Origin of the sequence: Aliirhizobium cellulosilyticum, assembly GCF_014198105.1 — a bacterium.
GTDB classification, from domain to species: domain Bacteria; phylum Pseudomonadota; class Alphaproteobacteria; order Rhizobiales; family Rhizobiaceae; genus Neorhizobium; species Neorhizobium cellulosilyticum.
In genome coordinates this window covers 834,297-857,932 of record NZ_JACIGW010000001.1, presented here as the reverse complement: position 1 = coordinate 857,932, position 23,636 = coordinate 834,297, and the positions used below count along the sequence as shown (strand labels likewise).

General features: G+C 59.1%; 25 protein-coding genes. 14 read left to right on the top strand and 11 right to left on the bottom strand.

Annotation, left to right across the window (positions count from 1 at the left end):
- Positions 1-84: 84 nt before the first annotated feature.
- Entirely contained in the window at positions 85-1,089 is a 1,005-nt protein-coding gene (locus GGE33_RS04010) for a polysaccharide deacetylase family protein (RefSeq protein ID WP_183821327.1), read from the top strand.
- Positions 1,090-1,216: 127 nt separating this feature from the next.
- Complete coding sequence (locus tag GGE33_RS04005; protein WP_183821326.1) at positions 1,217-1,576, top strand: VanZ family protein; 360 nt, start codon at positions 1,217-1,219, stop codon at positions 1,574-1,576.
- Between the two features lie 435 nt (positions 1,577-2,011).
- Here GGE33_RS04005 and sbmA read toward each other — a convergent pair whose 3' ends face one another.
- Positions 2,012-3,286: a peptide antibiotic transporter SbmA gene (gene sbmA, locus GGE33_RS04000; RefSeq protein ID WP_183821325.1), complete on the bottom strand. Its 1,275-nt coding sequence runs from the start codon at positions 3,284-3,286 to the stop codon at positions 2,012-2,014.
- A gap of 123 nt (positions 3,287-3,409) precedes the next feature.
- Positions 3,410-4,588 (bottom strand): YbfB/YjiJ family MFS transporter, encoded by a 1,179-nt coding sequence (locus tag GGE33_RS03995; RefSeq protein ID WP_183821324.1) that lies wholly within the window; start codon positions 4,586-4,588, stop codon positions 3,410-3,412.
- A 195-nt stretch (positions 4,589-4,783) separates the two neighbouring features.
- Between GGE33_RS03995 and GGE33_RS03990 the strand changes: the two genes are divergently transcribed.
- Positions 4,784-5,002: a hypothetical protein gene (locus GGE33_RS03990; RefSeq protein ID WP_183821323.1), complete on the top strand. Its 219-nt coding sequence runs from the start codon at positions 4,784-4,786 to the stop codon at positions 5,000-5,002.
- 47 nt (positions 5,003-5,049) lie between these two features.
- On the opposite strand, the gene map is transcribed toward GGE33_RS03990, so the two are convergent.
- Complete coding sequence (gene map / locus GGE33_RS03985; protein ID WP_148145679.1) at positions 5,050-5,805, bottom strand: type I methionyl aminopeptidase; 756 nt, start codon at positions 5,803-5,805, stop codon at positions 5,050-5,052.
- 28 nt (positions 5,806-5,833) lie between these two features.
- The gene (locus GGE33_RS03980; RefSeq protein ID WP_183821322.1) at positions 5,834-6,895 is read right to left on the bottom strand and encodes an LLM class flavin-dependent oxidoreductase; all 1,062 of its coding nucleotides are present in this window, start codon (positions 6,893-6,895) and stop codon (positions 5,834-5,836) included.
- A gap of 192 nt (positions 6,896-7,087) precedes the next feature.
- Here GGE33_RS03980 and GGE33_RS03975 point away from each other — a divergent pair, with 192 nt between their 5' ends.
- On the top strand, positions 7,088-8,629 hold the full coding sequence (locus GGE33_RS03975; RefSeq protein ID WP_183821321.1) for a cation:proton antiporter: 1,542 nt from the start codon (positions 7,088-7,090) through the stop codon (positions 8,627-8,629).
- A 67-nt stretch (positions 8,630-8,696) separates the two neighbouring features.
- Here GGE33_RS03975 and GGE33_RS03970 read toward each other — a convergent pair whose 3' ends face one another.
- From GGE33_RS03970 to GGE33_RS03955, 4 genes are all read right to left on the bottom strand, one after another.
- Positions 8,697-9,158: an SRPBCC family protein gene (locus GGE33_RS03970; protein WP_183821320.1), complete on the bottom strand. Its 462-nt coding sequence runs from the start codon at positions 9,156-9,158 to the stop codon at positions 8,697-8,699.
- A 111-nt stretch (positions 9,159-9,269) separates the two neighbouring features.
- Positions 9,270-10,031 (bottom strand): ABC transporter ATP-binding protein, encoded by a 762-nt coding sequence (locus tag GGE33_RS03965; protein WP_183821319.1) that lies wholly within the window; start codon positions 10,029-10,031, stop codon positions 9,270-9,272.
- The gene (locus GGE33_RS03960) at positions 10,028-11,059 is read right to left on the bottom strand and encodes a FecCD family ABC transporter permease (RefSeq protein ID WP_394353631.1); all 1,032 of its coding nucleotides are present in this window, start codon (positions 11,057-11,059) and stop codon (positions 10,028-10,030) included. Before GGE33_RS03960 ends, GGE33_RS03965 begins: the two co-directional genes overlap by 4 nt.
- A 17-nt stretch (positions 11,060-11,076) precedes the next feature.
- A complete protein-coding gene (locus GGE33_RS03955) occupies positions 11,077-12,102 on the bottom strand; it encodes an ABC transporter substrate-binding protein (RefSeq protein WP_394353616.1) in 1,026 nt (341 codons plus the stop codon).
- Between the two features lie 203 nt (positions 12,103-12,305).
- Here GGE33_RS03955 and mqo point away from each other — a divergent pair, with 203 nt between their 5' ends.
- Both mqo and GGE33_RS03945 read left to right on the top strand, forming a co-directional pair.
- The gene (gene mqo / locus GGE33_RS03950) at positions 12,306-14,015 is read left to right on the top strand and encodes a malate dehydrogenase (quinone) (protein WP_246435724.1); all 1,710 of its coding nucleotides are present in this window, start codon (positions 12,306-12,308) and stop codon (positions 14,013-14,015) included.
- A gap of 98 nt (positions 14,016-14,113) precedes the next feature.
- A complete protein-coding gene (locus GGE33_RS03945) occupies positions 14,114-14,434 on the top strand; it encodes a DUF1905 domain-containing protein (protein ID WP_246435722.1) in 321 nt (106 codons plus the stop codon).
- A 65-nt stretch (positions 14,435-14,499) separates the two neighbouring features.
- Here the strand turns inward: GGE33_RS03945 and GGE33_RS03940 are convergent, their stop codons facing one another.
- The gene (locus tag GGE33_RS03940) at positions 14,500-15,258 is read right to left on the bottom strand and encodes a phosphatase PAP2 family protein (RefSeq protein ID WP_210303566.1); all 759 of its coding nucleotides are present in this window, start codon (positions 15,256-15,258) and stop codon (positions 14,500-14,502) included.
- 192 nt (positions 15,259-15,450) lie between these two features.
- Here GGE33_RS03940 and GGE33_RS03935 point away from each other — a divergent pair, with 192 nt between their 5' ends.
- Together GGE33_RS03935 and GGE33_RS03930 are read left to right on the top strand one after the other, a co-directional pair.
- Positions 15,451-16,143, top strand: coding sequence for a response regulator (locus GGE33_RS03935; protein WP_148145935.1), 693 nt, complete (start codon positions 15,451-15,453; stop codon positions 16,141-16,143).
- Positions 16,140-17,303 carry an ATP-binding protein gene (locus GGE33_RS03930; RefSeq protein ID WP_183821318.1) on the top strand — a complete coding sequence of 388 codons (1,164 nt, stop codon included), beginning with the start codon at positions 16,140-16,142 and terminating at the stop codon, positions 17,301-17,303. The genes GGE33_RS03935 and GGE33_RS03930 overlap by 4 nt, the downstream gene beginning before the upstream one ends.
- Positions 17,304-17,315: 12 nt before the next feature.
- On the opposite strand, the gene GGE33_RS03925 is transcribed toward GGE33_RS03930, so the two are convergent.
- Both GGE33_RS03925 and GGE33_RS03920 read right to left on the bottom strand, forming a co-directional pair.
- On the bottom strand, positions 17,316-18,569 hold the full coding sequence (locus GGE33_RS03925; RefSeq protein ID WP_183821317.1) for an RNA polymerase sigma factor: 1,254 nt from the start codon (positions 18,567-18,569) through the stop codon (positions 17,316-17,318).
- Complete coding sequence (locus tag GGE33_RS03920) at positions 18,566-18,958, bottom strand: YciI family protein (protein WP_183821316.1); 393 nt, start codon at positions 18,956-18,958, stop codon at positions 18,566-18,568. The genes GGE33_RS03925 and GGE33_RS03920 overlap by 4 nt, the downstream gene beginning before the upstream one ends.
- A 127-nt stretch (positions 18,959-19,085) precedes the next feature.
- On the opposite strand from GGE33_RS03920, the gene GGE33_RS03915 reads away from it, so the two are divergent.
- The 6 genes from GGE33_RS03915 to GGE33_RS03890 all read left to right on the top strand — a co-directional run bounded on the left by GGE33_RS03915 (position 19,086) and on the right by GGE33_RS03890 (position 23,487).
- Positions 19,086-19,337: a ribbon-helix-helix domain-containing protein gene (locus GGE33_RS03915; protein ID WP_148145688.1), complete on the top strand. Its 252-nt coding sequence runs from the start codon at positions 19,086-19,088 to the stop codon at positions 19,335-19,337.
- Between the two features lie 393 nt (positions 19,338-19,730).
- A complete protein-coding gene (locus tag GGE33_RS03910; protein ID WP_183821315.1) occupies positions 19,731-20,438 on the top strand; it encodes a glutathione S-transferase N-terminal domain-containing protein in 708 nt (235 codons plus the stop codon).
- Between the two features lie 71 nt (positions 20,439-20,509).
- Positions 20,510-20,992 (top strand): GFA family protein, encoded by a 483-nt coding sequence (locus tag GGE33_RS03905; RefSeq protein ID WP_183821314.1) that lies wholly within the window; start codon positions 20,510-20,512, stop codon positions 20,990-20,992.
- A gap of 199 nt (positions 20,993-21,191) precedes the next feature.
- The gene (locus GGE33_RS03900; RefSeq protein ID WP_183685218.1) at positions 21,192-22,445 is read left to right on the top strand and encodes a TadE/TadG family type IV pilus assembly protein; all 1,254 of its coding nucleotides are present in this window, start codon (positions 21,192-21,194) and stop codon (positions 22,443-22,445) included.
- Positions 22,442-22,960, top strand: a complete 519-nt coding sequence (locus GGE33_RS03895) for a TadE/TadG family type IV pilus assembly protein (RefSeq protein WP_183821313.1) — start codon at positions 22,442-22,444, stop codon at positions 22,958-22,960. Before GGE33_RS03900 ends, GGE33_RS03895 begins: the two co-directional genes overlap by 4 nt.
- Positions 22,957-23,487 (top strand): hypothetical protein, encoded by a 531-nt coding sequence (locus GGE33_RS03890; RefSeq protein WP_183821312.1) that lies wholly within the window; start codon positions 22,957-22,959, stop codon positions 23,485-23,487. Before GGE33_RS03895 ends, GGE33_RS03890 begins: the two co-directional genes overlap by 4 nt.
- Positions 23,488-23,636: the final 149 nt, after the last annotated feature.

The following is a 23,636-nucleotide window of genomic DNA, read 5'->3' as shown; positions in this document are numbered from 1 at the left end:
GTGTAGGCAATCAAAGCTTCGCCTTATTCGCTGGTCAAGAGCACTCGGATATTGCCAGTTCATTCGTAGAATCAGGAAATAGTGATGCGTCTTCGACCCTTGGCCACCCTGCTTGCCGCACTCACCTTATCGACAGGTGCAATGGCGCAAGATATGGGGCAAAGGCCAAAGCAGTTGCTGATGATCTCCTTTGACGGTGCGGGCTCGAATGCCCTTTGGCAGCGTAGCCGCGATTTTGCCCGCAACAACAACGCCCATTTCACCTATTTTCTTTCCTGCACGCTGGTCATCCCACGCGCAGACAAGGCCCGGTATCAGGGGCCGGACAAAAAAGCCGGCCGCTCCAATATCGGTTTTGCCCAAGATATTCCCGAGGCGAAGGAACGTCTCGGCCATATCTGGCAGGCGCATCAGGAAGGCCACGACATATCGAGCCACACCTGCGGCCATTTCGACGGCAAGGACTGGTCCGAGGCCGAATGGCGGCACGAGATGACCAGTTTCCACGACGTGATGACCAACGCATGGAAAGCGATCGGCGCATCGTCCGACGAGCCGCAGGGCTGGCGCGACTTCATCGACAACGACATTCGCGGTTTCCGCGCGCCCTATTTCTCCACCAGCGCTGGCATGACGGAGGCGGAGAAGAAGACGGGCTTCCAGTATGACGCAAGCCTCGTCACCAAGGGACCAATGATGCCGGAGACCAAAGGCGACCTTATCCGCTTCGGCCTGCCGCTGATCCCCGAAGGTCCGCAACAGCGGCCGATCATCGCCATGGACTACAATCTCTTCGTCCGCCACTCGGCCGGCATCGACAATCCCAGCCGCTCGGCGGAATTCGAGGAACGTGCCTATTCCGCCTTCCGCGCCGCATTCGACAAGCAGTATGACGGAGATCGCATTCCCATGCAGATCGGCCTGCATTTCGTCGAGATGAATGCCGGCGCCTATTGGCGGGCGATGGAACGGCTCGCCTCGGAAGTCTGCAACCAGACCGATGTCGCCTGCGTCAGCTATACGGAAGCGATCCGCATGCTGGGCGAGCGCCATTCGTCACCGGCAAACGCCAGCAATTCCGCCGGATAATCGCTATTTGCTGCACTGCCGCAAAATTGCCGCTCACACGATATTTATCTCTTGTCCCTAGTCTCGGTAGCTTACGCCGCTTCCGACCATCTCCTGCGCACGGTATTACAATTTCATGACACGATTGATGACGTCACGCCTGATCAAGCTTCTGCCATGGCTGGCGCTCGCGGCCATCATCTTTGCAACGGTCTCGCCGATACGCCTGCGCCCGCAGGATTTCGCCTCGGTGGACATCGATCGCGCTGGTGCATTTGCCGCCATGGCGCTGCTTTTCATGCTGGCCTACCCGCGGCAATGGCTGCTTTGCGGCATCCTCGTCATCCTCGGCGCCGGAGGCATCGAATTGCTGCAATACCTGTCGCCGACCCGGCATGCCCATCTCGACGATGCAGTGGTCAAGGCCGCAGGCGCTGCTATCGGCTGCCTGATGGGCTGGACGCTCAACCGCATGATTGCCCGTTTTCGCGCACCCGTCGCGGCCTGACCAATCTTCCACCCAACCGTGGATAAATGCCGCGATCAGGCGTTCCGGCATTCCAAATTTCAATCGCTTACGTCTTTTTCATCCCCGCCTCGTCCCCGCCCCTAAAACCGGCACGATAATCGGGCCATCATCGGATGGGAAACCGGGAACGCGAACCGGCCTCCTCAACGGGTTCGAAGAGCCAGGTTCCGGTGATGGTCGCAGACCGTGTGAGCGGAGAGCCTGACAAGTCCTCCAAAAGCCATCGGAAGCGGTCGGGGCAGGCAAAACCTGAACCACTCAATGCAATCGAATATCTGCCTGCCTCATTCCCAACACGGGCAGATCGCACCGGCCACTCTCGATCATCAGGCCAACGCGATCCCCGAAACGCAGAACCGCGCCGGATCGATAAATCCGGCGCGGCCAAAACTGCGTGCTTTCTATGACGGAGGATCAGGTCGGCCTGTTCGCCGCCATCTCGCCGCCTTCGGCTTCGCGCTCCAGATAGCGCTGGTCGATATCCGGCAGCGGACCACCGTCGATCGCCGCCTCGAACGCCTTCAGGCGCTTGTGAATCGACAGAAGTTCAATAATCGTCGTCCAGGAATTCACCAGATACTGGAAAGAATTCGAAACCTGACCGAAGGCCGTGGCGATCTGCTGGTAGATACCGTAGGTGATCTTGCCTGCGACGATGGTCGGGACCAGCATGAATAGCAGGAACAGCGCATCCGCCTGGATGTAGAAATAGCGGGCGACGTTGAAATACAGATAGTGCCAGTACATGCGGAAATAGTTCGTCCGCACATTGGCATAAAGTTCCTTCACTGTAAGAGGCTGTGCGCGGTCGGCATGATCCTCGCCATAAACGAGTTCCTTGCGATAGGCGGCTTCGACGCGCTGGTTGCGGAAGTTCAGGCCCGGCAGCTTGATACCGACTGTTGCCAGTAGCACAGTACCGAAAGCCGCCCAGAAGATAGCCAGCCAGAACAGCGCATGCGGAATGGCACCGATGATCGGCAATTCCGTCACATATCCGGAAAGGCCGAACAGGATCGGCAGGAAGACGACAAGCGTCATGACCGAATTGATCAGGCTGATGCCCAGTCCTTCAAGCGTGGAGGAAAACCGCATCGTGTCTTCCTGCACACGCTGCGAGGCACCTTCAATATGCCGCAACTGTTCCCACTTGGACATGTAGAAATCGTTCATCGCGGTGCGCCAGCGGAAAATGTAGTGGCTGGTGAAAAAGTCCGTCAGGATCGAGACGAACATGCTGACGAAGGCAACCTGGGCGAAGATGATCATCAGGCTGTAGAAATCCCAGGCAGTTCCCCCCTTGCCCGAGAGCGCGTTCATCAGCGTATCGCCGAAAGGCCTGCGCCAGTTGTTGATCACGACCGACACCTGCACACCGAAATAGGTGACCGCGATGATCAGCAGCGAGCCCCACACCGACCAAGCGATCCACGGATTATCCTTGGCGATGAACGACCATGCCGCGCCGAAGATGAGCAGGCAGATCGCAAAATACGCATAGAAGTAGAGGTTGGAAGGCATGATGAAATAGGTCAGATCATAGGGCTCGGAAGCCCCTTCCGGCAGGCCGAAGCCCGCCCGGTCGCCTATCCCTGCGAAAATGAAATACCAGGCGAGAATGGCAACGAAGGACCAGAGTGCCGCGGAAATGAAGAAGAATTTCGGTCTTGGAAAGAAGGAATGGAACACGGAGCGGATGCTTTCCTGAGTTCGGAGCTGCGGGGTGCGGTGTTAGGGCGCGAAATTATGGCAATCGCGTGGATGCGGCAATGGCCGCACCGCTTTGTTACGCATTTGTAACCACGTTCCTACTCAAGGAATACGTTTCGCCACGATTGCCGCCAACACGACGCAGACGACGAGCACGCCCGTCGCGATCAGCGTCGGAAGCGCGAAACTGCCGCTCTTTTCGGCAGCCCAGCCGGCCACCAGCGGGCCAACGATCTGCCCGACGCCGAAAGCCGCCGTCATTGCGGCAAGCGCCCGGCGCGGGCTTTCAGGCGCAAGCTTGCCGCCCAGCTGCAACCCGTAGGCGGTAATCACCATGAAGGTTGCGCCGAGCAGCAATCCGCCAAACAGCGCACCGGCGGTCGGTGGCAGAAGAACCGAACAGACAACACCGATAGCAAGCACCGTCATCGCCACCGTGTAGGATCTGGCAAGCCCGGCACGGACTGCCAGCGGATGCCAGACGAGAAGTGACACGGCAGCGGCACAGCCGGTCACGAACCATGCGAGAAATTCGATCACCGGCCCCGCATCGCCCTGCCTTGCGATCGTCACCAGGAATGTCGCGGTAATCACATAACCGAAGCCGAACAGGCCATAGGACGTCGTCAGCAGCACCAGCGGCAGCTTCCATCTGAGCGCAGGCTCCACCCGACGCTCCGTCATGCCATGCGGGCGCGGCAGCATCCATTGCACGACAAGCACCGCCGCAAGTGTGATCGCGGCACCCGCCAGCCAGTTGATCCGCCAGCCATGCGCCGCATCACCCGCCGATGTATTGACGATCAGCGCCAGCGCCGAGGACAGTGCTATCCCCGCCCCCACCCCGCCGAAATGCAGGAAATTCACAACATGCCCTCGGCTGCCGCAGTTGCGTGCAAAGGGAAGCACGATCGACGAGGTCAGGATCATCGCCAGCGCGCTTGCCAGGCCTGCGAGGAAGCGAATCGCCACGAATGCCGGTACCGAGGTGGTGAGCGCCATCGCCGCCAGCAGGATCGCGGTCGCCATCAGCGAGGACAAAGCGATCATTCTTTCACGCCCGGCCGCCCAGCCCTGCCCCGCCAAAATCGCGCCGGCCAGATATCCGGCAAAATTGCCCGCGGCGATATAACCCGCATCGGCCGACGAAATCGGAATCCCTGCAATCATGCCCGGCAGGACCGGCGTGTAGAAGAAGCGGCCGAAGCCCATGGCCGCAGCCATGGCGATTGCGCCGGAAAGGCCGACGAGACGAAGGTTCAAGCGAGCGGTCGTGTCCATGGCCTGCTTATGGCAGCGCAACATAGGCCGCACAAATCAGCATTATTCATCGTTGTCGGAATATTTTGAATGATTCTACGCGAAAAGCAGGTGCAGTAACGAATTGGTGCGCCGCATGCGGTCATTTGTCTTGTTGTTGACACGAATGATCGTCATTGTCTGCTTCGTGCCAAATCAACAGACGGGAGGCGCAAAATGGATCGTGACCTGACCGTATCGGAAGTGCTGGTGGACCCGCTGATCGCGCAGCTGCGCAAGGCGGACCTGATCGGCAATGCCGCATTCGCTCAACTGATGGAAAGTGCCGCTCGCATTCATGCGCGCCGCTCGATCGATAATCTAGGCGAAGAGCGTGTGAGCGCCTTCTATTGCGCTATCGAGGCGGCCAATCGCGCCGAATCCTGCGTTCGCTAAAAGCGTTTCCGGTCGCCGCTTTCGCCGCGACCGGCTTATGACAATCCTTAATTCGCCAATGTCAGGATAAGCGGCCCGCTCTTGGTCGCGACGATCGTGTGTTCGTATTGCACGGTCGGGGCGTTCGGGTCGCTGTAGAGCGTCCACGGATCATCGTTGTCGCCATCTTCCGCCCATGTGCCGCCGAGCGAAAGAAACGGCTCGACGGTGAAGACCAGGCCCTCTTCCATGATCCGGCGCTCGCTCTTTTCCGGCCAGGTCGGGATTTCCTTCGGCTCGTCATGCAGGGTCAGGCCAATGCCGTGGCTGGAAAGATTGGTGATCAGCGTATAGCGGTTCTTCTTGGCAAACGCGCCGATCGCATTGCCGATACCTGCGATCTTGTTGCCGGCCTTGACCTGCTGCAACCCGGTCCAGAGCGCGCGCTTGCCGTCGCGGCAAAGCTTTTCGATCTCGCGGCGAACCGGCGGCACCGCATAGGATGCGCCGCAATCGCCGAAGAAACCGTCCTTCACGGCCGAAACGTCGATATTGACGAGATCGCCCGCCTTGATCACCCGGCCACCCGGAATACCATGCGCCACCTCTTCGTTGACGCTGATGCAGGTCGCGCCGGGAAACTGGTAGCAGGTCTCCGGCGCCGATTGTGCACCATTGTCCTCAAGCAGCTTGCGGCCGATATCGTCCAGTTCCTTGGTGGTGATCCCCGGCTCCAGTGACTTCGCCATCGTCTCCATCGCCTGGGCGCAGAGCCGGCCGATCGCTTTCAGCTTGTCGAGTTCATCTTCACTGGAGATTACCATTGCGGGTCGTTTCCTTGTCTTCGTCTTTTTAGTTCGCCTGCGATGTGGCCCGCTCAGCCGATCCGGTCAATTCCTTTCTGACGATCGGCGCCACCTTCGTGCCGTAAAGCTCGATGCCGCGCATGATCTGCTCGTGCGGCATAAGCCCGATCGCCATCTGCAGCAGGAACCGGTCCATCTTGAACACGCTGTGGGCGGCAATGATCTTTTCGGCCACCAGTTCCGGCTCGCCGACGAAAAGATTGCCAAGCGCAGAGCGAGCCTGATCGAAATGTGCCCGGCTCGTCGGGCCCCAGCCCCGTTCGCGGCCAAGCCGGTTCATCACCTCCGACTGCGGACCGTAGAACTGGTCTGCCGCGGCCTGCGTCGTATCGGCAATGAAACCGTGGACATTGATGCTCGTCTTCAGCTTCGCCGGATCGTGGCCGGCATTCTCGCCTGCTTCGCGATAGAGATCGGCAAACGGCTTGAAGCGCGGATATTCCCCGCCGATGATCGCGATCGCCAGAGGCAGGCCGAGCGAACCGGCACGCACCACCGATTGCGGTGTGCCGCCAACGGCGATCCAGACCGGCAATTGCTCCTGCAACGGCCGCGGATAGACACCGTGCCCGTTGATCGGCGCCCGCATCTGCCCCTTCCAGGTGACGACTTCCTCGTCGCGAAGCTTGAGCAGCAGGTCGAGGTTTTCGGTGAAGAGTTCGTCATAGTCTCCCAGATCGTAACCGAACAGCGGGAAGGATTCGATGAACGACCCGCGCCCGGCCATGATCTCGGCGCGCCCGCCGGAAATCAGGTCGACGGTCGAAAACTGCTGGAACACACGAACCGGATCGTCGGAGCTCAAGACCGTGACGGAACTCGTCAGCCGGATATTTCTGGTGATCGCGGCCGCTGCAGCAAGCACCGTCGAAGGCGACGAGATCACATAATCGGGACGGTGATGCTCTCCCAACCCGAAGACATCGAGCCCCACCTCATCGGCAAGCTTGATCTCCTCGAGAAGATTTTTCAGCCGCCTCGCGCCCTCGACACCCTTGTTAAGAGCGGCTGCGTCCATATCGCCGAATGTGTGAAGCCCGAGTTCCATGGAAGATCCTGTCATCTGGACAAAGCTGGAATGTTTCTACACCTCAGATAGAGAGCGGTGGTTCCAAGCGCAAACAGCAAACCATCGAACTTACCGTTCGACAAATTCGATAGCTGGCCTAAGTTCAGGTGCCATATCACTGACAATCATCAAGTTCAGCACCTGTCCCTATTCGCTCAGTCGGGAGATGACATGAGCTTCTTCGAAAGCCTCCTCGTCCTGATCCTTGTGGCGATCATGCTTCTGCAGGTGTCGCGACGGCTGAGGATGCCTTATCCCTCGATGCTGGCGCTGGCGGGCGCGGCCGTGGCGCTCATTCCGGGTACGCCGGTGATCAACATCGACCCGGCAACCGCACTGGCCCTGTTCATTGCCCCCGCCCTTCTCGATGCAGCCTTCGACTTCCCGCTCGGCACGGCCAAGCGCTTCTGGCTGCCGCTTGTCGCCTTCGCCATCGGTGGCGTCATCGTCACCGCCGCATCCGTCGCCTGGGTCGGCTCCACCTTTGCCGGCCTGCCGATTGCGGCAGCCGTGGTGCTCGGCGCGATCGTCGCGCCGCCCGACGCCGCTGCCGCCACGGCCATGCTTTCTGCCGTTTCGATTCCGCGCGAAACCGACACTATCCTGCGCGGCGAAAGCCTGTTCAACGATGCCGCCGCCCTGCTCATCTTCGATGCAGCGCTGGCGATCCAGTCGGCCGGTCATCTCGATACCGAAGTCGGCCTGCATCTGGCGCTTGCAGTGCCCGGCGGCATCATCTTCGGCATTGTCGCCGCCCGCCTGATCCGCCGCCTCACCCTGTCCGTCAGCGGCACGCTCGGCGGCAATGTCATGCAGTTTGCCCAGACCTTTCTGCTCTGGATCATCGCCACAAGACTGCATCTCTCCGCGGTCCTCGCCGTCGTTGCCTGCGGCATGACGCTTGCGCAGATGTCCGAGGCGCGTTCATCGGCCCGCATGCGGGTCCAGTCCTATGCGGTCTGGAGCGCCGCCGTCTTCGTCCTGAACGTCATGGCCTTCCTGCTGATGGGCATGCAGGCGCGCGCCATCCTGTCGGACATGGAGCCCGGTCATCTGGGCGATGCCATAACCTTCGCCGGTCTTGTCGTCGTCACCGTCATCATGGTCAGGCTGATCGTCTGCATCGGCTTCAACCGCATCCACGCCTATTACGCCCGCCGCGCCGGCCGGCCCGAACCGGCCACCATGAAACAGGCGGTGCTTGCCGGCTGGTGCGGCATGCGCGGCCTCGTTACGCTGGCCACCGCCTTTGCCCTGCCGGCGGATTTCCCTCAGCGTGACATGGTCGTGCTTGCCGCCTTCGCCGTCGTTCTTGCAACTCTCGTGGCGCAGGGACTGACACTCATCCCGCTGATCAGATGGCTCGGCCTCGACCGGACGGCGCAAAGCCTGCGCGAAGTCACCAAGCTACGCGCCCATATCGCCCGGGCCGGTTTCATGAAGCTCGAAACCGCCACCGGCCCGGAGGCGGAGATGCTGCGCAACAATTTCAAGCTGGAAAAGCACGGCAACCTGCATGCGGAAGGCGCGACCGCGCTCGCCACCTATCGCCGGCTGGCGCTCGATGCGATCAATGCCCAGCGCGAAGCCATCGAACAATTGCGCGAGGACAACAAGCTCACCGTCGACGAATACAATCTCTTCCTTGAGGAGATCGACTGGCGCGAACTTTCCGTCCTGCCGGAAGAACAGCGCCGGATCGAGGAGATCTGACGGGATCCGGCGGCTGAATCATCCTGTCAAGCTGCCGGGATATCCATTTGAAACGACTCCGAATTCCTCAGATCGTTTTCGCCACTTCGGCCATCTGATCGGCAACGATCCCCCAGCCCTCTTCGAAGCCCATTTGCTGATGCGCCTTCATGTCCTCTTCGTTCCAGTGAGCCGCAGTCGCGGTATAGCGCGAGCGTCCGTTGCCCAGATCCTCGAATTCGAGAATGCCGGTCAAGAACGGCTTTTCCGACGGCACCCATCCGGCGGTATAGGCATCGGTGAAGACCAGCTTGCGGCCTGGAACGATCTCCAGATAGACGCCCGGATTGTGGATCTTCTCGCCGTTCGGGCCTTCCATCAGCACGAAACTTTCGCCGCCCGGGCGAAGGTCCGAGCGCGCTTCGGTGACCTTCCAGGGAAGTGGGCAGAACCACTCGCCGAACCGCTCCGGCGTAGTCCAGACCTTGAATAGCTTTTCGGCGGATACGTCGAATTCGCGGGTAAGCTGCAGCGCATAGGTGGCGGTCATGGTTCTGTCTCCCTTCTGAAACCCTGTTCATCGCATCGGATGGTGAACCTAGGACGAAGGAGAAGACAGGAAACCGACAGGGCCTGAGATTTTTTCTCCGGCCCTCAATGACTATCGCAGATAATGGATATGCGGTCGCGCGTGATGCGGCGAGGTTTCCACCCGTGCATCGACCGAGAAGACGTCGCGCAGCAGTTCCTGCGTCACGATCTCTTCCGGCGCACCCGACGCGACGATCCTGCCCTTTTGCATGACGATCAGCCGGTCGCAGAACATCGCCGCGTGATTGAGGTCGTGCAGGGCGATGATGCTCGTCACCGGCAGGCTGGAGACCAAACGCATCAGGCTGATCTGGTGCTGGATGTCGAGATGGTTGGTCGGCTCGTCGAGAATGAGCTCCTGCGGCGATTGCGCCAGCGCACGGGCGATATGTGCCCGCTGCTTCTCGCCACCGGAAAGGCTCTGCCAGCGGTCGTGGCGCTTCTCGATCATGCCGGCACGCTCCAGTGCCTGCGCTACCGCATCGTCATCCGTCTTCGACCAGCCGGAAAACATCGAGCGATGCGGAAACCGCCCGAGCTTGACCACATCGATGACCTTGAGATTGGAATTGGTCGTCGCATGCTGTTCGACGAAGGCGACACGCTGCGCCATCGCGCGGCGGCCGATACTTTTGATATCCCGGCCTTCGAGCGTGACGCTGCCCGAATGCGGCTTCTTCAGCCCTGCAAGCAGCCGTAGAAGCGAAGTCTTGCCGGAACCGTTCGGCCCCAGAAGCCCGAGCATCTGGCCGGGCTGCGCTTCGAAGGAGACGCCGTCGAGAATAGTCTTGGCGCCGATCTTCCAGGTGAGATTTTCGGTCCTGATGCTCATGACACCCTCTGGAAACGATAGAGGATAACCGCAAAGAACGGCACGCCGACGAGTGCGGTGACGACACCGATCGGCAGGACCTGCTGCGGGATCAGAGCCCTGGACGCGATATCCGCCAGCACCATGAAGATCGCCCCGACGATCGCGCAGGCCGGCAGCAGCCGGATGTGCAGCGGCCCGACGACGAACCGCGCCGCATGCGGCACGACAAGGCCGACGAAACCGATCGTGCCGACCATAGAGACGATCGTCGCCGTCATCATGGCGGTGAGCGCAAAAAGAATGATCCGCGCCCAGGCGACATTGACGCCGAGCGAGGCTGCCGCCTCATCCCCGAAGGCAAAGGCATCGAGCACCCGCGCATAACACAGGCAGACGATCAGACAGATACCGACGACAACCGAGACCAGCATGAATTCCGGCCAGCGCACGCCGCCGAAACTGCCGAGCAGCCAGAACATCACGTCGCGCGCCTGCTGCGCATTGCCGGATGTCGTGACGATATAGGAAGTTGCAGCATTGAAAAGCTGCGAGGCTGCGACACCGGCAAGAATGGTGCGATCCGCCCCGCCCCGCGTGCCGTTGGACAACAGCGCCACGAAGAAGAAGGCAGCAAAGGCGCCCGCGAATGCACCGGAAGACAACGACACCGTACCGGCACCCAGCCCGAGAATGACGATCGCCACCGCCCCTGTCGAGGCGCCGGCGGAAATGCCAAGCACATAAGGCTCCGCCAGTGGATTGCGCAGCAGCGACTGCATGATCGCGCCGGAAAGAGCCAGTCCCGCACCGCAGAAAGCCGCGACCAGCGCGCGGCTGAGACGGTAATCCCAGATCACCGTCTCATGGATGCGGTTGAGTTCGATCGCCGTCCAGCCCAGCCGATTGCTTATCGCCGCGTAGGTCGTCGACAGCGGGATCGGCAGATCGCCTATCCCGACACTGACACCGACGACCAGCGCGATCGCCGCCAGCGAGACCAGCAACAGTGCCGAAAACACGACGAACTGCCGGCCCTGGGAATGTATCGAACGGCGATCCTCGCTCACTTCAGGAGACCAAGTGCCTTGAGCTGTTCGGCCACCTGCTCGGCACCATAGATGGTGCGCACGGTCGGGTTCATTGCCTGGCCGTCCATCACGACCAAAGCCTTGTTCTTGACGGCCTGGATCTGGCTGACGGCCGGATCGGTGGTCAGGAACTTGATCTTGGCTTCCGGCTTGTCGAGTTCCCAGCGGTTGCGGTCGAGATTGGCAACGACGATGACGTCGGGATTGGTGGCAATGATGCTTTCCCATCCGAGCGTCGGCCATTCCGCTTCGGTCTTGATGGCGCTTTCGCCGCCAAGCACATCGGCGATGAAACCGGACGCACCATTCTTGCCGCCGAGATAGGCGTCAGCGGTCGGCGACGGGCTGGAGAACCAGAAGACGTAGGAGAGCTTCTTGCCGTCCTTGGAAACGCTGGCGCGCAGGTCGGCCTCGCGCTTCTTGAAATCGTCGATCAGGGCTTGGCCGCGATCCGAAACGTCAAAGATCTGTGAAAGCTCGGAGATCTCCCTGTAGAGCAGGTCCATGTTCCAAAGCTGCTCTCGGCTGCCATATTCGTTCTTCACTTTTTCGGTGGAGAGGCATGTGCTCGGCGAGATGTAGGACGGCACGCCGACCTTGTCGAAATCCTCGCGCTTGGCAACCTTGCTGGTCGGGCCGATCAGGCTCGGCAGCGCGGCGGCAACGAAATCCGGATTCTGCGCCAGAATGCTCTCGAAGGTCGGGAATTCGACGGTCAGAAGCTTGACCTTCGCATTGGCGGCCTCAAGCTGCGGCAGAACCTTGCTCGGCCAGAATGCCGTGCCGACCATCTTGTCCTCGAGGCCGAGCAGCAGCAGGATTTCCGCGCTGTTCTGGCCCAGACCGACTGCCCGCTCCGGAGCCTTGTTGAAGGTAACCGATGCACCGCAATTGTCGATCGTCAGTGGATAGGTAGTGGCGGCATTGGCCGGGCTCATGGCAAGCAGGCTCAGACCCGCGCAGAAGCCGGATACGGCCAGGATGGACTTGGATACAGTCACGACGGTGTTTCCTGAGTTAGTGGCGCGACAATGCGCCCCCGCGCTATATCCACGAGCCGGAATTGAAACAAGACCGTTTTCATCATCTTTTTACCGCGACACTGCGCCATCCTGACAAAATGCCGCATCGCCCACTTGTCGCTAAAACATATTTCCCTTATTCACCGCGCCGGGAGGAGCAACAAACAGTTTTGAGGTTCCCGTTGCCTTCCAGCAAGAACACCCCATCCAAAGCCTCTGCAAGCGGTCTCAACCTGAGCCGTCGCCAGCTTCTCGGTTCAGCAGCCGGCGGTGCGGCCGTCGTCAGCACCACTGCAATCCCCGCCTGGGCACAGGCAAGCTCCGACAAGACGGTCGACGTCCTTCTCGTCGGCGGCGGCATCATGAGCGCCACGCTCGGCGTGCTTCTCTCCGAACTTGAGCCGACCTGGCAGATCGAAATGATCGAGCGCCTCGACAACGTGGCGATGGAAAGCTCCAACGGCTGGAACAATGCCGGCACCGGTCACTCCGCTCTTGCCGAGTTGAACTACACGCCGGAAGATTCGAACGGCAACGTCCAGATCGCGCGCGCCGTCGGCATCAACGAGCAGTTCCAGATCACCCGCCAGTTCCTGGCACACCAGATCGATGCCGGCGTTCTGAAGGACCCGCGCTCCTTCATCAACTCCACCCCGCACATGAGCTTTGTCTGGGGTGACGAGAATATCGAATTTCTCGGCAAGCGCTTCGAAGCGCTGAAGGCGAGCCCGCTGTTTGCCGGCATGCAGTTCTCGACCGACCAGGCAGAGATCGCCAAATGGGTTCCGCTGATGATCGAAGGCCGCGATCCGGCCCAGAAGCTCGCCGCCACCTGGAGCCCACTCGGCACCGACGTCAACTTCGGCGAGATCACCACGCAATATGTCGCATCGCTGAAAAGCCGCGACACGTTCAAACTGCACACCAACTCGGAAGTCACCGCGATCGAGAAGAATGAGGACGGCACCTGGACCGTCTTCTTCGACGATACCAAGAGCGGTTCGGCCGGTTCGATCAAGGCGAAGTTCGTCTTCCTCGGTGCAGGTGGCGGCGCTTTGCCTCTTCTGCAGATGTCCGGCATTCCGGAAGGCGATGATTATGCCGGCTTCCCGGTCGGCGGCTCCTTCCTCGTCTGCGACAATCCGGAAATCGTCAACCAGCACCTCGCCAAGGCCTATGGCCAGGCGGAAACAGGTGCGCCGCCGATGTCGGTCCCGCATCTCGATACCCGCGTCTTCGACGGCAAGCGCCACATCCTGTTCGGACCATTCGCCACTTTCTCGACGAAGTTCCTCAAGGACGGTTCGCTGTTCGACCTGCCCTCGACGATCACGCTCGACAATATCTGGCCGATGGCCAAGGTCGGTACCGACGAGTTTGCGCTCGTCCAGTATCTCGCCGGCCAGCTGATGATGTCCGACGACGACCGTCTGGCCGAGCTGCGCAAGTACTTCCCGAACGCCAAGGCTGAAGACTGGCGCTTCTGGCAGGCCGGTCAGCGCGTCCAGATCATCAAGAAGGATGCAGAAAAGGGCGGCGTGCTGAAGCTCGGCACAGAGATCGTCGCGGCCGAAGACGGCACGATTGCGGCTCTGCTCGGCGCATCGCCGGGTGCATCGACCGCAGCGCCGATCATGCTCGACGTGCTGAAGAAGGTCTTTGCCGAAAAGCTCAAGACCCAGGAATGGCAGGACAAGCTGCACACGATCGTTCCGAGCTACGGCAAGAAGCTCAACGAGAACCCGGACATGCTGGTCCGCGAATGGGCCGCGACCGAAGAGCGCCTGCAGCTCGCCATCAAGGCTCCGACGATCGACCCGGCAAGCTACGGCCAGCCGGCAGCGGTTGCTCCGGCCGGCGAAGTCAAGAAGGTTCCCGATATCGCCCTCTAAGCTGCGGCATATCTCGAAAGAGACTGGAAACGGCTCCGCTCACGCGGGGCCGTTTTGCTTTCCGGCTCCACAACACTACCTTTCACCGCCAGAGACCGATGAACAACGCAAGGCGGCCCATGAAGGCGATCCAGTTCGAAGCCGAGGTCATCCACTGGCGCGGCCCCGCCCCTTTTTTCTTCGCCCCGCTGCCGAAGGATGAGGCCGACGAAATCGCCCGCCTGTCAAAGCTCCTCACCTATGGCTGGGGCATGATCCCGGTAGACGTTAAGATCTCCGGCACTGAATTCTACACGGCACTCTTCGCCAAGGAGGGCACCTATTTCCTGCCCTTGAAGGATGCCGTTCGCAAGAAAACCGGCATTACCGCCGGCGACGTCATCTCGGTCGTGATGACGCTGCGTCCGCCTAAGCGCTGAACATCCCACACAGAACCTTTCCGTCGAAGGGACCTTTCGTGCAGCTCTGGCACCTTCTTCGCCTGCTAAGGTCGTGTCCTCGCGAAGAATTTGTCGATGTCTTTCGCCCGCGCTTCCATCCATCTCCAAATCCAGACCATCGCCAGCATTGTGAAAAGCCAGCCGAAGACGACATCTGAAAGGAAATGGGCGCCGAAGAGAACGCGATTAAATGCAATAAACAAAAGACACGGCGAAAGAGCAATCGCCGCGATCCGGCGCAGCTTTGCAGGAACGAGCACCAGAAGGGAAAGCGCAGCAGCAGCAGCAGCAGCCTCTCCGGATGGGAAGGAGCAGTTACGAACACATGCGGCGGAAAACTGTAATACTGGCGTAAAGTCCGCGTTCCCGCCGAATTCGATCAAATCTCGAGGACGCGCTCGACCGATTAAGACTTTCAGGATTTCAACAACGATGATCGGGCCAACGAAAAAGCTCAGGAGAACGAAGAGTGGTTTGTGGGGTTGGCAGAACCGGTATCGTCTTGGCAGGAAGATGTGCAAGCCGATAAGTAGCAGCATTGCAATGATAATGCAGATCAGGCTCTGGCGGCTGAAATCCCTCAGACCTTTCAAAACCGGTTGTTCCGTCAGAAAGAAGACCGCGCCATTGGCAAACCAGCGCGACACAGCCAGATCGATCGTCGGAAATATCATGAAAACAAAGCTAACGCAGATTATCGACCTGGCGATGACGGTCAACGCTCGATTGACGCCTGTTCGGGGGGCGTACCGCCACCGGTCATCGGACGCTACGGACAAGTAGCTGTTTTCTGTTCTTCGCATGCCGGTCTCTCCTGACTGTGGGACAGCGGCTAGGTGGAACCCGAGTGTCAAGAAACGGCGAAGATCGGATCAAGGACCTGTCCGGAATCGGTTATCCGTCCGTCTGAGGATTGTCCGCAATTACGGAAGCCCATATTGTCCGACGTATTGGCGGCGCAATGTGAAATAGATGAATGGCCGCAAGGCGTTAAAATGAATAACAATCTTGTTCTCATCGTCGAGGATGAGCCGGCAATAGCAAAGATAATTGAAGGATATCTGCTGCGTGAGGGCTTCAGAACCGTGCAGGCCGCTGACGGTGAAACCGCCCTGCAGCATCACGCACTTCTGAAGCCAGACATTGTATTGCTAGACGTACGCATTCCCAGAATAGACGGGTTTGGTGTGCTGGCCCGTCTTCGACAGACGAGTTCCACGCCGGTCATCATGGTCACGGCTCTTGCAGACGACATTGATCGATTGAGCGGATTACATTTGGGTGCCGACGATTACGTTGTGAAACCGTTCAACCCGCAGGAAGTCGTTGCGCGGGTCAAGGCTGTTCTGCGGCGAGTTTTGGGAGAGCGGCAGGACGCCATTCGCCGTTTCCGTACGATAGAGGTAGATTTCGGCAGCTACGCGGTCTTCATCAACCGGGGCGGGCAGCGTGTCCCCTTGTCTCTGACGCTCAGCGAATTCCGGATTCTCGCACACATGATCCGTCACCCGACCCAAGCATTCGGACGTGCCGATATCCTTGACGCATGCTTGCCTGAAAGTGACGCGCTTGTGCGGACTGTAGACACCCATATTTCCAACCTTCGACGCAAGTTGGAAGAGATCGGAGAAACTGGTTTCTTCCCTGCCGTGCGCGGTGTCGGCTATCGTTTATCCGATCCCCAATGAATATGAGAAAATACAGCGCCCTGCCGCTCGCCACCCTTACTGCGATTGTGATTGCAACAATGCTCATGCTGAGCGTCGGCATCGCCTATCTTGGCGTCACATCGTATTCCAAATACCTAGACGAGAGCATTAACGATGGTCTTCCGCCGGAAGCAGCGGCCGCATACAGAATATTGAATGAGGGTCGGGTTCCGGATGAGGCCTCCCTCAAGACCCTTGTTGAATATTTTGACGCGCAGGCAGCTCCGGCGGATTTCAAAATTCAGATTGCAGCTCTGATATGCGGCCTGCTTTCGGCCCTGGTCTGCGCCGTTATCGGCATCTTTCTGGCGAGACGGATCGCACGCCCACTGGAAGATCTGACGATTGCCGCCGAAGCCCTCAAGTCTGGCGATTTTTCAGCTCGCGTCTCTGCGTCATCGAGCGGGACTTCCGAAGTATCAAGCCTTGTCGAGACATTCAACGCGCTGGCGACAAGCCTCGAAAGGATGGAAGAAAGACTGCATTTCAACAACATGGCGGTTGCGCACGAGCTGCGTACACCGCTTACCATCCTGCAAGGCGCGTTGCAGGGCATGCTCGACGGCGTTTTTCCATTGGATCGAAAAATCTTGGCCGATCTTCTGCTTCAGGTGGAAGGTCTGGGGAAGATTGTGGAAGACTTGCGCACCCTGTCGCTGGCTATCGGTCAGCAACTCGTGATGCAACGCCAGATTCTCGATGTGGCGGAAATCGTGGAGAACGTTCTCTCGGCGGCCAAGCCCATGCTTGACGCCAGCAGGTTGGAGGTCGAAACAGGCCTGCACCCCGCCCCCATATCCGCAGACCCCTCACGGATTCGTCAGGCCGTTCTGGCGCTCATGGAAAACGTAAGCCGCTATGCTGAAACCGGCGGTTGGCTGCGTTGTGAGACAGAGCGACTGCCGGACGAAAGCGTAATCATCCGCGTGCTTGATCGAGGCCCCGGTTTTCCGGAGGATATGGAGGCGGTTGCCGTCAATCCATTTTGGAGAGGTGATCCGTCCCGGTCACGCGAAACGGGCGGCACGGGGCTGGGCCTTTCAGTTGTAAAAGCCATTGCAGTCGCTCACGGCGGGTATCTGGAACTCGAAAATCGGCAAGGCGGAGGCGCTATGGTTACCATCCACCTGCGTCCTTGATAGAGAGCTCGACTAGACGGTCCCGGCCGCTGGCGTGTTCAGCTTGTCCAGCTGCTGGCGAATATGGGCGCATTCGGCTGGCGAATTGGCGAGCGTGATCGCCCGGTCGAAGGCAATTCGCGCCTCCCCGCTCCTGCCGGTCTGCATCAGCAAGGCGCCGCGCACACCGTGGAAATAAAAATATCCGTCGAGCTTCTCCGCAAGCGGCGCGATCAGGTCCAGCGCCACATCCGGCCCCTTGAGCTTGGACAAGGCAACGGCCCGGTTGAGTGTGATGACAGGTGATGGCGCGAGCTTTTCCAAAAGTTCGTAAAGCAGCGTGATCTCACCCCAGTCGGTCTCCTCCGGGTGGCTAGCGCGCGCATGCAGCGCCGAGATCGCCGCCTGTACCTGATACGGGCCGGGCTTGCGATGGCGGATCGCCTTGTCGAGCATGGCGAGCGCTTCCGTGATCAGTTGCCTGTCCCAGCAGCCGCGGTCCTGATCTTCGAGCAGCACGATCTGGCCCTCGTCGTCGAACCGGGCCCCGGCACGCGAATGCTGTAGCATCATCAGTGCGGTCAGCCCCATGACCTCCGGCTCGGCTGGAAAGATCCGCAGCAGCAGCCGGACAAGTCTTATCGCCTCATCACAGAAGGTAGCGCTGTCCGGATTGGTTATGCCGGCGGAATACCCTTCGTTGAAGACCAGATAAATCATCGACGTGACGGTCTTCAGCCGTTCGGCGCGCTCATGAACATCCGGGGTTTCGAAGGCGACGCGGGCTTTCGCCACACGCCCCTTGGCACGGGTGATCCGCTGCTCCATGGCACTTTCCGAAATGAGAAAGGCACGGGCGATCTGCGGCACCGTCAGCCCCGAGACGATCCGGAGCGCGAGCGCGATCTGCTGAGTATTCGGCAGGTCCGGATGGCAGCAGATGAACATCAGTCGCAGGATATCGTCTCGGTAATGCGCATTATCGAGACGGTCGGCGATATCTTCTTCCGCATCGGAGAGATCGGAAAACGCCGCCTCTTCCGGCAGCGGCTCATTCTTGGCCCGTTTGCGGATCTGGTCAACGCCGCTATTGCGCCCGACAAAGATCAACCAGGCGGCGGGATCACGTGCCGGCCCCTTGTCGGGCCATGTGCGGATTGCGCGAAGGCAAGCCTCCTGAAACGCCTCCTCCGCCGTATCGAGATCCCGGAAATAACGGAGCAGAGCACCAAGCGCCTGCGGCCGCGCCGCCGTCAGCGCCAGTTCGATATAGGCCAAATCCGTCATGACGATCCTCCTTCCGCCGCTTTGATCTCGTTCGGATGGAAGACGTAGAAGGGCCGGATTTCATAAGAACTGGAGCCCGGATTGACTGCTGACAGCTCTTTCGAAAAGGCCACCGCTTCATCGAGACTGTCGAACTCGGCCGTATAGAAGCCGAGCAGCACTTCCTTCGTTTCGGCAAACGGACCGTCGAGCACCAATGGCTCGTCCTTGCCCTTCCTGACCGTGGTTGCAGCCGTAGTCGGCATCAGCCGCCCGACCGGGCCAAGCTTGCCGGCCTTCGCCAGCGGCTCCTGCACCGCATGAAGCCTCTCCATGACGGAAGCCTCCTCTTCCTTCGACCAGGCAAAAACGGTTTCCTCATGGGCGTAGCACAGGATGGCATACAGCATATTTCTCTCCTTCTCCCTTGGAAGACGAGAACGTAACCGCCGATCCGACAGTGTGCATCAGAAAAACTGTATGTCGCATTTATTGGCAATATCTGCGACAATAGAGATTACGACGAAAGGACAGGCAATGGCGTCGGAAAGCATTCACGTCCGTGTAACGGGCAAGCTTCAGGATCATATTCGCCAGCAGACAGGCGAAAATGGACTTTATGAAAATGCCAGCGAGTATATTCGCGCGCTGATCCGCAAGGATATCCAGAAAAACGACGATGCCTGGGACTGGCTGAAACAACATATCGAACCCGGATTGCGGGCCGACGAAAGCGAGTTCAGAGAGGTATCTGCGGCAGACGTCATTCGCCGTAACAAGCGAGCCTAAATTGGATGGCCGCCTATCTTTTCTACACTACGGCAGACGCGGCTCAGGACCAAATTTGGCAGGATACGGTCTCGACCTGGGGAGAGGCACAAGCCGAAACCTATATCATCGGCCTGCATCGCCATCTCGACAAAATCTCCCGACATAAATCTCTTTGGCGCCGCCTGCCTCATCACTGGCCGCTCCCAAAGATCTCGCTATCGACGTCTGGTTCAGCCGCTACAAGCATCACTATATAATCTTCCGCCAACTCTCGGGCAGCCGCATCGGCGTCATCAGCATTCTGCATGAACGAATGGATTTTCCGGTGAGATTGGCAGAGGATTTATTACGCATCTCCCCTCAGGACACGAATGAGTCTTGAAGCTCGAATGACATGTGAGGAAACTGCCCATGACCGATCTTTCCGCCTTCCCCATCACCTCCAAATGGCCGCCGAAGGATTCGGGCGTCCTGCAGCTTTACTCGACCCCGACGCCGAACGGCGTGAAAGTGTCGATCATGCTGGAGGAAACCGGGCTGGCCTATGAGCCGCATTTCATCAATATCGGTGCCGACGAGACTTGGGGAGAAGAATATCTGTCGCTCAATCCCAACGGCAAGATCCCGGCCATCCTCGACCCGAACGGTCCGGACGGCAAACCGCTGGCGTTATTCGAAAGCGGCGCGATCCTGATCTATCTGGCGGAAAAGACCGGTAAGCTTCTGCCTGCAGATCCGGCAAAACGCTACGAGACGATCCAGTGGGTGATGTTCCAGATGGGTGGCATCGGCCCGATGTTCGGCCAGCTCGGCTTCTTCCACAAATTCGCCGGCAAGGATTTTGAGGACAAGCGTCCGCGCGACCGTTACGCCAAGGAAAGCGCCCGCCTGATCCGCGTTCTGGAAACAAGGCTGGAAGGCCGCGACTGGATCATGGGCGAGGAATACACGATCGCCGACATTTCCATGCTCGGCTGGGTGCGTAACCTGATCGGTTTCTACGGCGCCGGTGAGCTTATCGCTTATGACGAGCTGAAGAACGTGCCGAAATGGCTGGAACGTGGGCTTTCTCGTCCGGCCGTGCAGCGTGGCCTGGAAATCCCGAAACGCCCCGCCTGATATTCTCTGAGAACGGCTGACTTCACAACCGCCCTGCGCTATCTCCTTCACCCAAGATGGAGGAGATAGCCATGCCACAGATGAAACTGCCCGCCGAAGGCTCCTGCCGCTGCGGCGAGGTGCGTGTAAAGATCACTGCCCCGCCAATGATCACCATGGCCTGCCATTGCAGGGGCTGCCAGAAGATGAGCGCCAGTGCCTTCTCCTGCTCGGCAGCAATCCCCACCGCCGGTTTCGAAGTGACCGCCGGCGAACCGGTAATCGGCGGTGCGCATGGCGATGACATCCACCACTACCACTGCCCGCGCTGCAAGAGCTGGATCTTCACCCGCATGGTCGGCATGGACTTTTTCGTCAACCTGCGCCCAACCATACTCGACGATGCCTCATGGTTCGCCCCCTTCGTTGAAACCTACACCTCGACGAAATTCCCCTGGGCACAGAGCGGTGCGGTGCACGGCTATCCGGAATTCCCGCCGCTCGATGCCTTCGAAGGGCTGATGAAGGAATTCGCACAATGGAACAATGCGGACGGCAGCAACACAGAAATATGACAATGTTTATGGATATATATTAAGCCTAATATTCAGTAACTCGTCAGAAACCAAGCCCTAATATTTGCCTGCAGGCCCGGCACGTTATTCACGAGTTTGTAAATTATAGGACGCGAATATCCTCCACGATTTGATGGGGGCATTCATGATCTGGCGTCGGTTTCAGGCTTTCCGTGCGGATGCGCGCGGAAACGTGGGCATGATCTTTGGCTTGGCTATGGTGCCGCTGATCGCGCTCGGCGGAGCGGGCGTCGATGTCGCCCGTTATGAGACGATCCGCGTCGAGCTTCAGGATGGGCTAGATCGGGGCGTGCTCGCAGCCGCATCGCTGACGCAGACCCGCGAGGCCAAAGCCGTGCTTCAAGACTACCTGAAGAACCTGAGCTATGCCAATGAAGTCAATCTCGATTTCGAGCGGCAGAACAGCCTCAACCAGCGCATCGTCAAGGCCTCCGCCAGCTATACGATCGACACGTCCTTCATCAAGCTCGTCGGCGTTGACAAGCTGACGGTGAGTGCCGTCTCGACTGCGCAGGAAGCCAAGCAGAATATCGAAATGTCGCTGATGCTCGATATGTCCGGCTCGATGATCAGCAACAACCGGATCAAGAACCTGAGAACGGCGGCAAAAGCCTTCATCGACCAAATGCTGACCGACGACACCAAGGAGTACACGACGATCAGCATCGTGCCTTACGCCGGCCATGTGAATGTCGGTGCAGCAGTGTTCGACAAGCTGGGCGGCAAGCGCGACCACTCCAATTCCTCCTGCTTCGAGCTTGGCGAGACGAATGCCGCCTATGGCGCCGACCCGATGGTCTTCAAGAGCGCCGCCCAGGTGCCGCATTTCACCCACTGGAATTTCGGCAGAACCGACATGCGCCCCTGGTGGTGTCCGATGGAAAGCACCTCGATCACTTATCTTTCCAATGATGCAACCGCACTGAAGACCAAGATCGACGCACTCGAAATGCATGACGGCACCGGCACCCAGAATGCCATGCAATGGGGCTATACGCTGCTCAACCCCTCAGCCAAGAGCGTCTTTGCAGCGGTGCTGGCGGCCGGAAAGATGGACAGCAAGTTCTCCGATCGACCCGCCGCCTTCAATGATGCGGATACGATGAAGGTTATCGTGCTGATGACCGATGGAGCGATTACCGAGCAGTTTCGGCCGAAGGATTATAGCCGCCCGGTAACCCAGAAGCCGGACAACAAGGAAATATCCTCCTCCTCCACTAACGCGACGCGCCTTGCCAATGTCTGCACCACGGCCAAGTCGAAAGGGGTCACCATCTTCACCATCGGTTTCGAAGTTTCAGGCAATGCGACAACGCAGATGACCAACTGCGCCACCAGCCCCGCGCACTACTACCCGACATCGGGCTCAAACATCACCGATGCCTTCAAATCGATCTCCATTTCGATCAAGAAGCTGAGACTGACCCAGTGACCCGCCGGCTTCGCCTTCACCTTGCCGACCGGAGCGGCAGTGCCGCCGTCGAATTCGCGCTGCTGGTACCGCTCGTTCTCGCTCTCCTGTTTTCCGTGCTTGAGGCCGGCTGGATCATGACGCAGTCGATCATGCTCGATCGTGGTCTCAGCCGCGCATCGCGCGCCGTGCAGATCGGCACGACCGCGATGAGCTACACCCAGTACAAGCAAAAGGTCTGTGACGAAGCCTTCATCCTGGCCAATTGCGAGAAAGCGTTGCGGCTGGAACTGACGCCGATCGATACAGCAGCGGACTTCCCCACCTCAGACACGCCTTGCGTCGACCGAAGCGTGGCGATCGATCCGGTCACCACCTATCAGGCGGGACAGACCTCGCAGCTTGTCTTCGCCCGTGCCTGTTTTGTCGTCGATCCGATGATTCCGGGGATCGGCTACGGGCTTTCCGTGCCGAAAGACAATACCGGCGCCATGCGCCTCACCTCCAGCTTCGCCTTCGTCAACGAGCCGATATGACCAGACAGTTTTACGCAAAGCGCCTCCTGTCGAACGAGGCCGGCACGTCCGGCATCGAATTCGCCCTGACCGTTCCGATCATCATCCTGCTGTTTCTAGGCGCAACGACGCTCTATGACTTGCTGCGCTCCTATAACCGGATCGTCGAGGCAAATGGCATCGTGGCGGATATTGTTGCGCGCCAGATGACGATGGACGATACCTTCTTCACCAAGACCTATGGCACCTTTGCCGCGTTACAGGCAGACAAGTCCATGCCGAACGCGCTGCGCATCACCAGCGTCATCTGGAAGAATGGAAAATACACCGCTGACTGGACGAAAAAGGCAGGCACGACGGCTCTGCTGCCCACACAGAAGCTGGACACGACCACCTTGCCAACCATCCCTTCCGGTGACTCGATCATTTTCGTTGAGGGCATAACGCAATATACCGCGTTCTCCGCCCTGTTCGGCTTCGGAACCGTCACCTATTCGGAAAACGCCTTCACACGGCCTCGCTTCACCGCGGTCGTCAAAGGCTCCTGATCGGCATCACAATCACTGGCAACGACTGCGCGAAAACGCTTGCCGCAATTACGAATGCGCATAATTTACATATAAAAACAATAAATTACCATCTTCCACACAAACTGCGGTCACCCCTTTGTGACCGCACGCATCATCGAATTGACACA

What these genes read in the sequence shown, in the direction of transcription:
- GGE33_RS04010 (WP_183821327.1), top strand. Translation starts at nt 85, where the DNA reads ATGCGTCTTCGACCCTTGGCCACCCTGCTTGCCGCACTCACCTTATCG.
- GGE33_RS04005 (WP_183821326.1), top strand. Translation starts at nt 1,217, where the DNA reads ATGACGTCACGCCTGATCAAGCTTCTGCCATGGCTGGCGCTCGCGGCC.
- GGE33_RS03995 (WP_183821324.1), bottom strand. Translation starts at nt 4,588, where the DNA reads ATGGACACGACCGCTCGCTTGAACCTTCGTCTCGTCGGCCTTTCCGGC.
- GGE33_RS03990 (WP_183821323.1), top strand. Translation starts at nt 4,784, where the DNA reads ATGGATCGTGACCTGACCGTATCGGAAGTGCTGGTGGACCCGCTGATC.
- map (WP_148145679.1), bottom strand. Translation starts at nt 5,805, where the DNA reads ATGGTAATCTCCAGTGAAGATGAACTCGACAAGCTGAAAGCGATCGGC.
- GGE33_RS03980 (WP_183821322.1), bottom strand. Translation starts at nt 6,895, where the DNA reads ATGGAACTCGGGCTTCACACATTCGGCGATATGGACGCAGCCGCTCTT.
- GGE33_RS03975 (WP_183821321.1), top strand. Translation starts at nt 7,088, where the DNA reads ATGAGCTTCTTCGAAAGCCTCCTCGTCCTGATCCTTGTGGCGATCATG.
- GGE33_RS03970 (WP_183821320.1), bottom strand. Translation starts at nt 9,158, where the DNA reads ATGACCGCCACCTATGCGCTGCAGCTTACCCGCGAATTCGACGTATCC.
- GGE33_RS03965 (WP_183821319.1), bottom strand. Translation starts at nt 10,031, where the DNA reads ATGAGCATCAGGACCGAAAATCTCACCTGGAAGATCGGCGCCAAGACT.
- GGE33_RS03945 (WP_246435722.1), top strand. Translation starts at nt 14,114, where the DNA reads ATGAACAACGCAAGGCGGCCCATGAAGGCGATCCAGTTCGAAGCCGAG.
- GGE33_RS03940 (WP_210303566.1), bottom strand. Translation starts at nt 15,258, where the DNA reads ATGCGAAGAACAGAAAACAGCTACTTGTCCGTAGCGTCCGATGACCGG.
- GGE33_RS03935 (WP_148145935.1), top strand. Translation starts at nt 15,451, where the DNA reads ATGAATAACAATCTTGTTCTCATCGTCGAGGATGAGCCGGCAATAGCA.
- GGE33_RS03930 (WP_183821318.1), top strand. Translation starts at nt 16,140, where the DNA reads ATGAATATGAGAAAATACAGCGCCCTGCCGCTCGCCACCCTTACTGCG.
- GGE33_RS03925 (WP_183821317.1), bottom strand. Translation starts at nt 18,569, where the DNA reads ATGACGGATTTGGCCTATATCGAACTGGCGCTGACGGCGGCGCGGCCG.
- GGE33_RS03920 (WP_183821316.1), bottom strand. Translation starts at nt 18,958, where the DNA reads ATGCTGTATGCCATCCTGTGCTACGCCCATGAGGAAACCGTTTTTGCC.
- GGE33_RS03915 (WP_148145688.1), top strand. Translation starts at nt 19,086, where the DNA reads ATGGCGTCGGAAAGCATTCACGTCCGTGTAACGGGCAAGCTTCAGGAT.
- GGE33_RS03910 (WP_183821315.1), top strand. Translation starts at nt 19,731, where the DNA reads ATGACCGATCTTTCCGCCTTCCCCATCACCTCCAAATGGCCGCCGAAG.
- GGE33_RS03905 (WP_183821314.1), top strand. Translation starts at nt 20,510, where the DNA reads ATGCCACAGATGAAACTGCCCGCCGAAGGCTCCTGCCGCTGCGGCGAG.
- GGE33_RS03900 (WP_183685218.1), top strand. Translation starts at nt 21,192, where the DNA reads ATGATCTTTGGCTTGGCTATGGTGCCGCTGATCGCGCTCGGCGGAGCG.
- GGE33_RS03890 (WP_183821312.1), top strand. Translation starts at nt 22,957, where the DNA reads ATGACCAGACAGTTTTACGCAAAGCGCCTCCTGTCGAACGAGGCCGGC.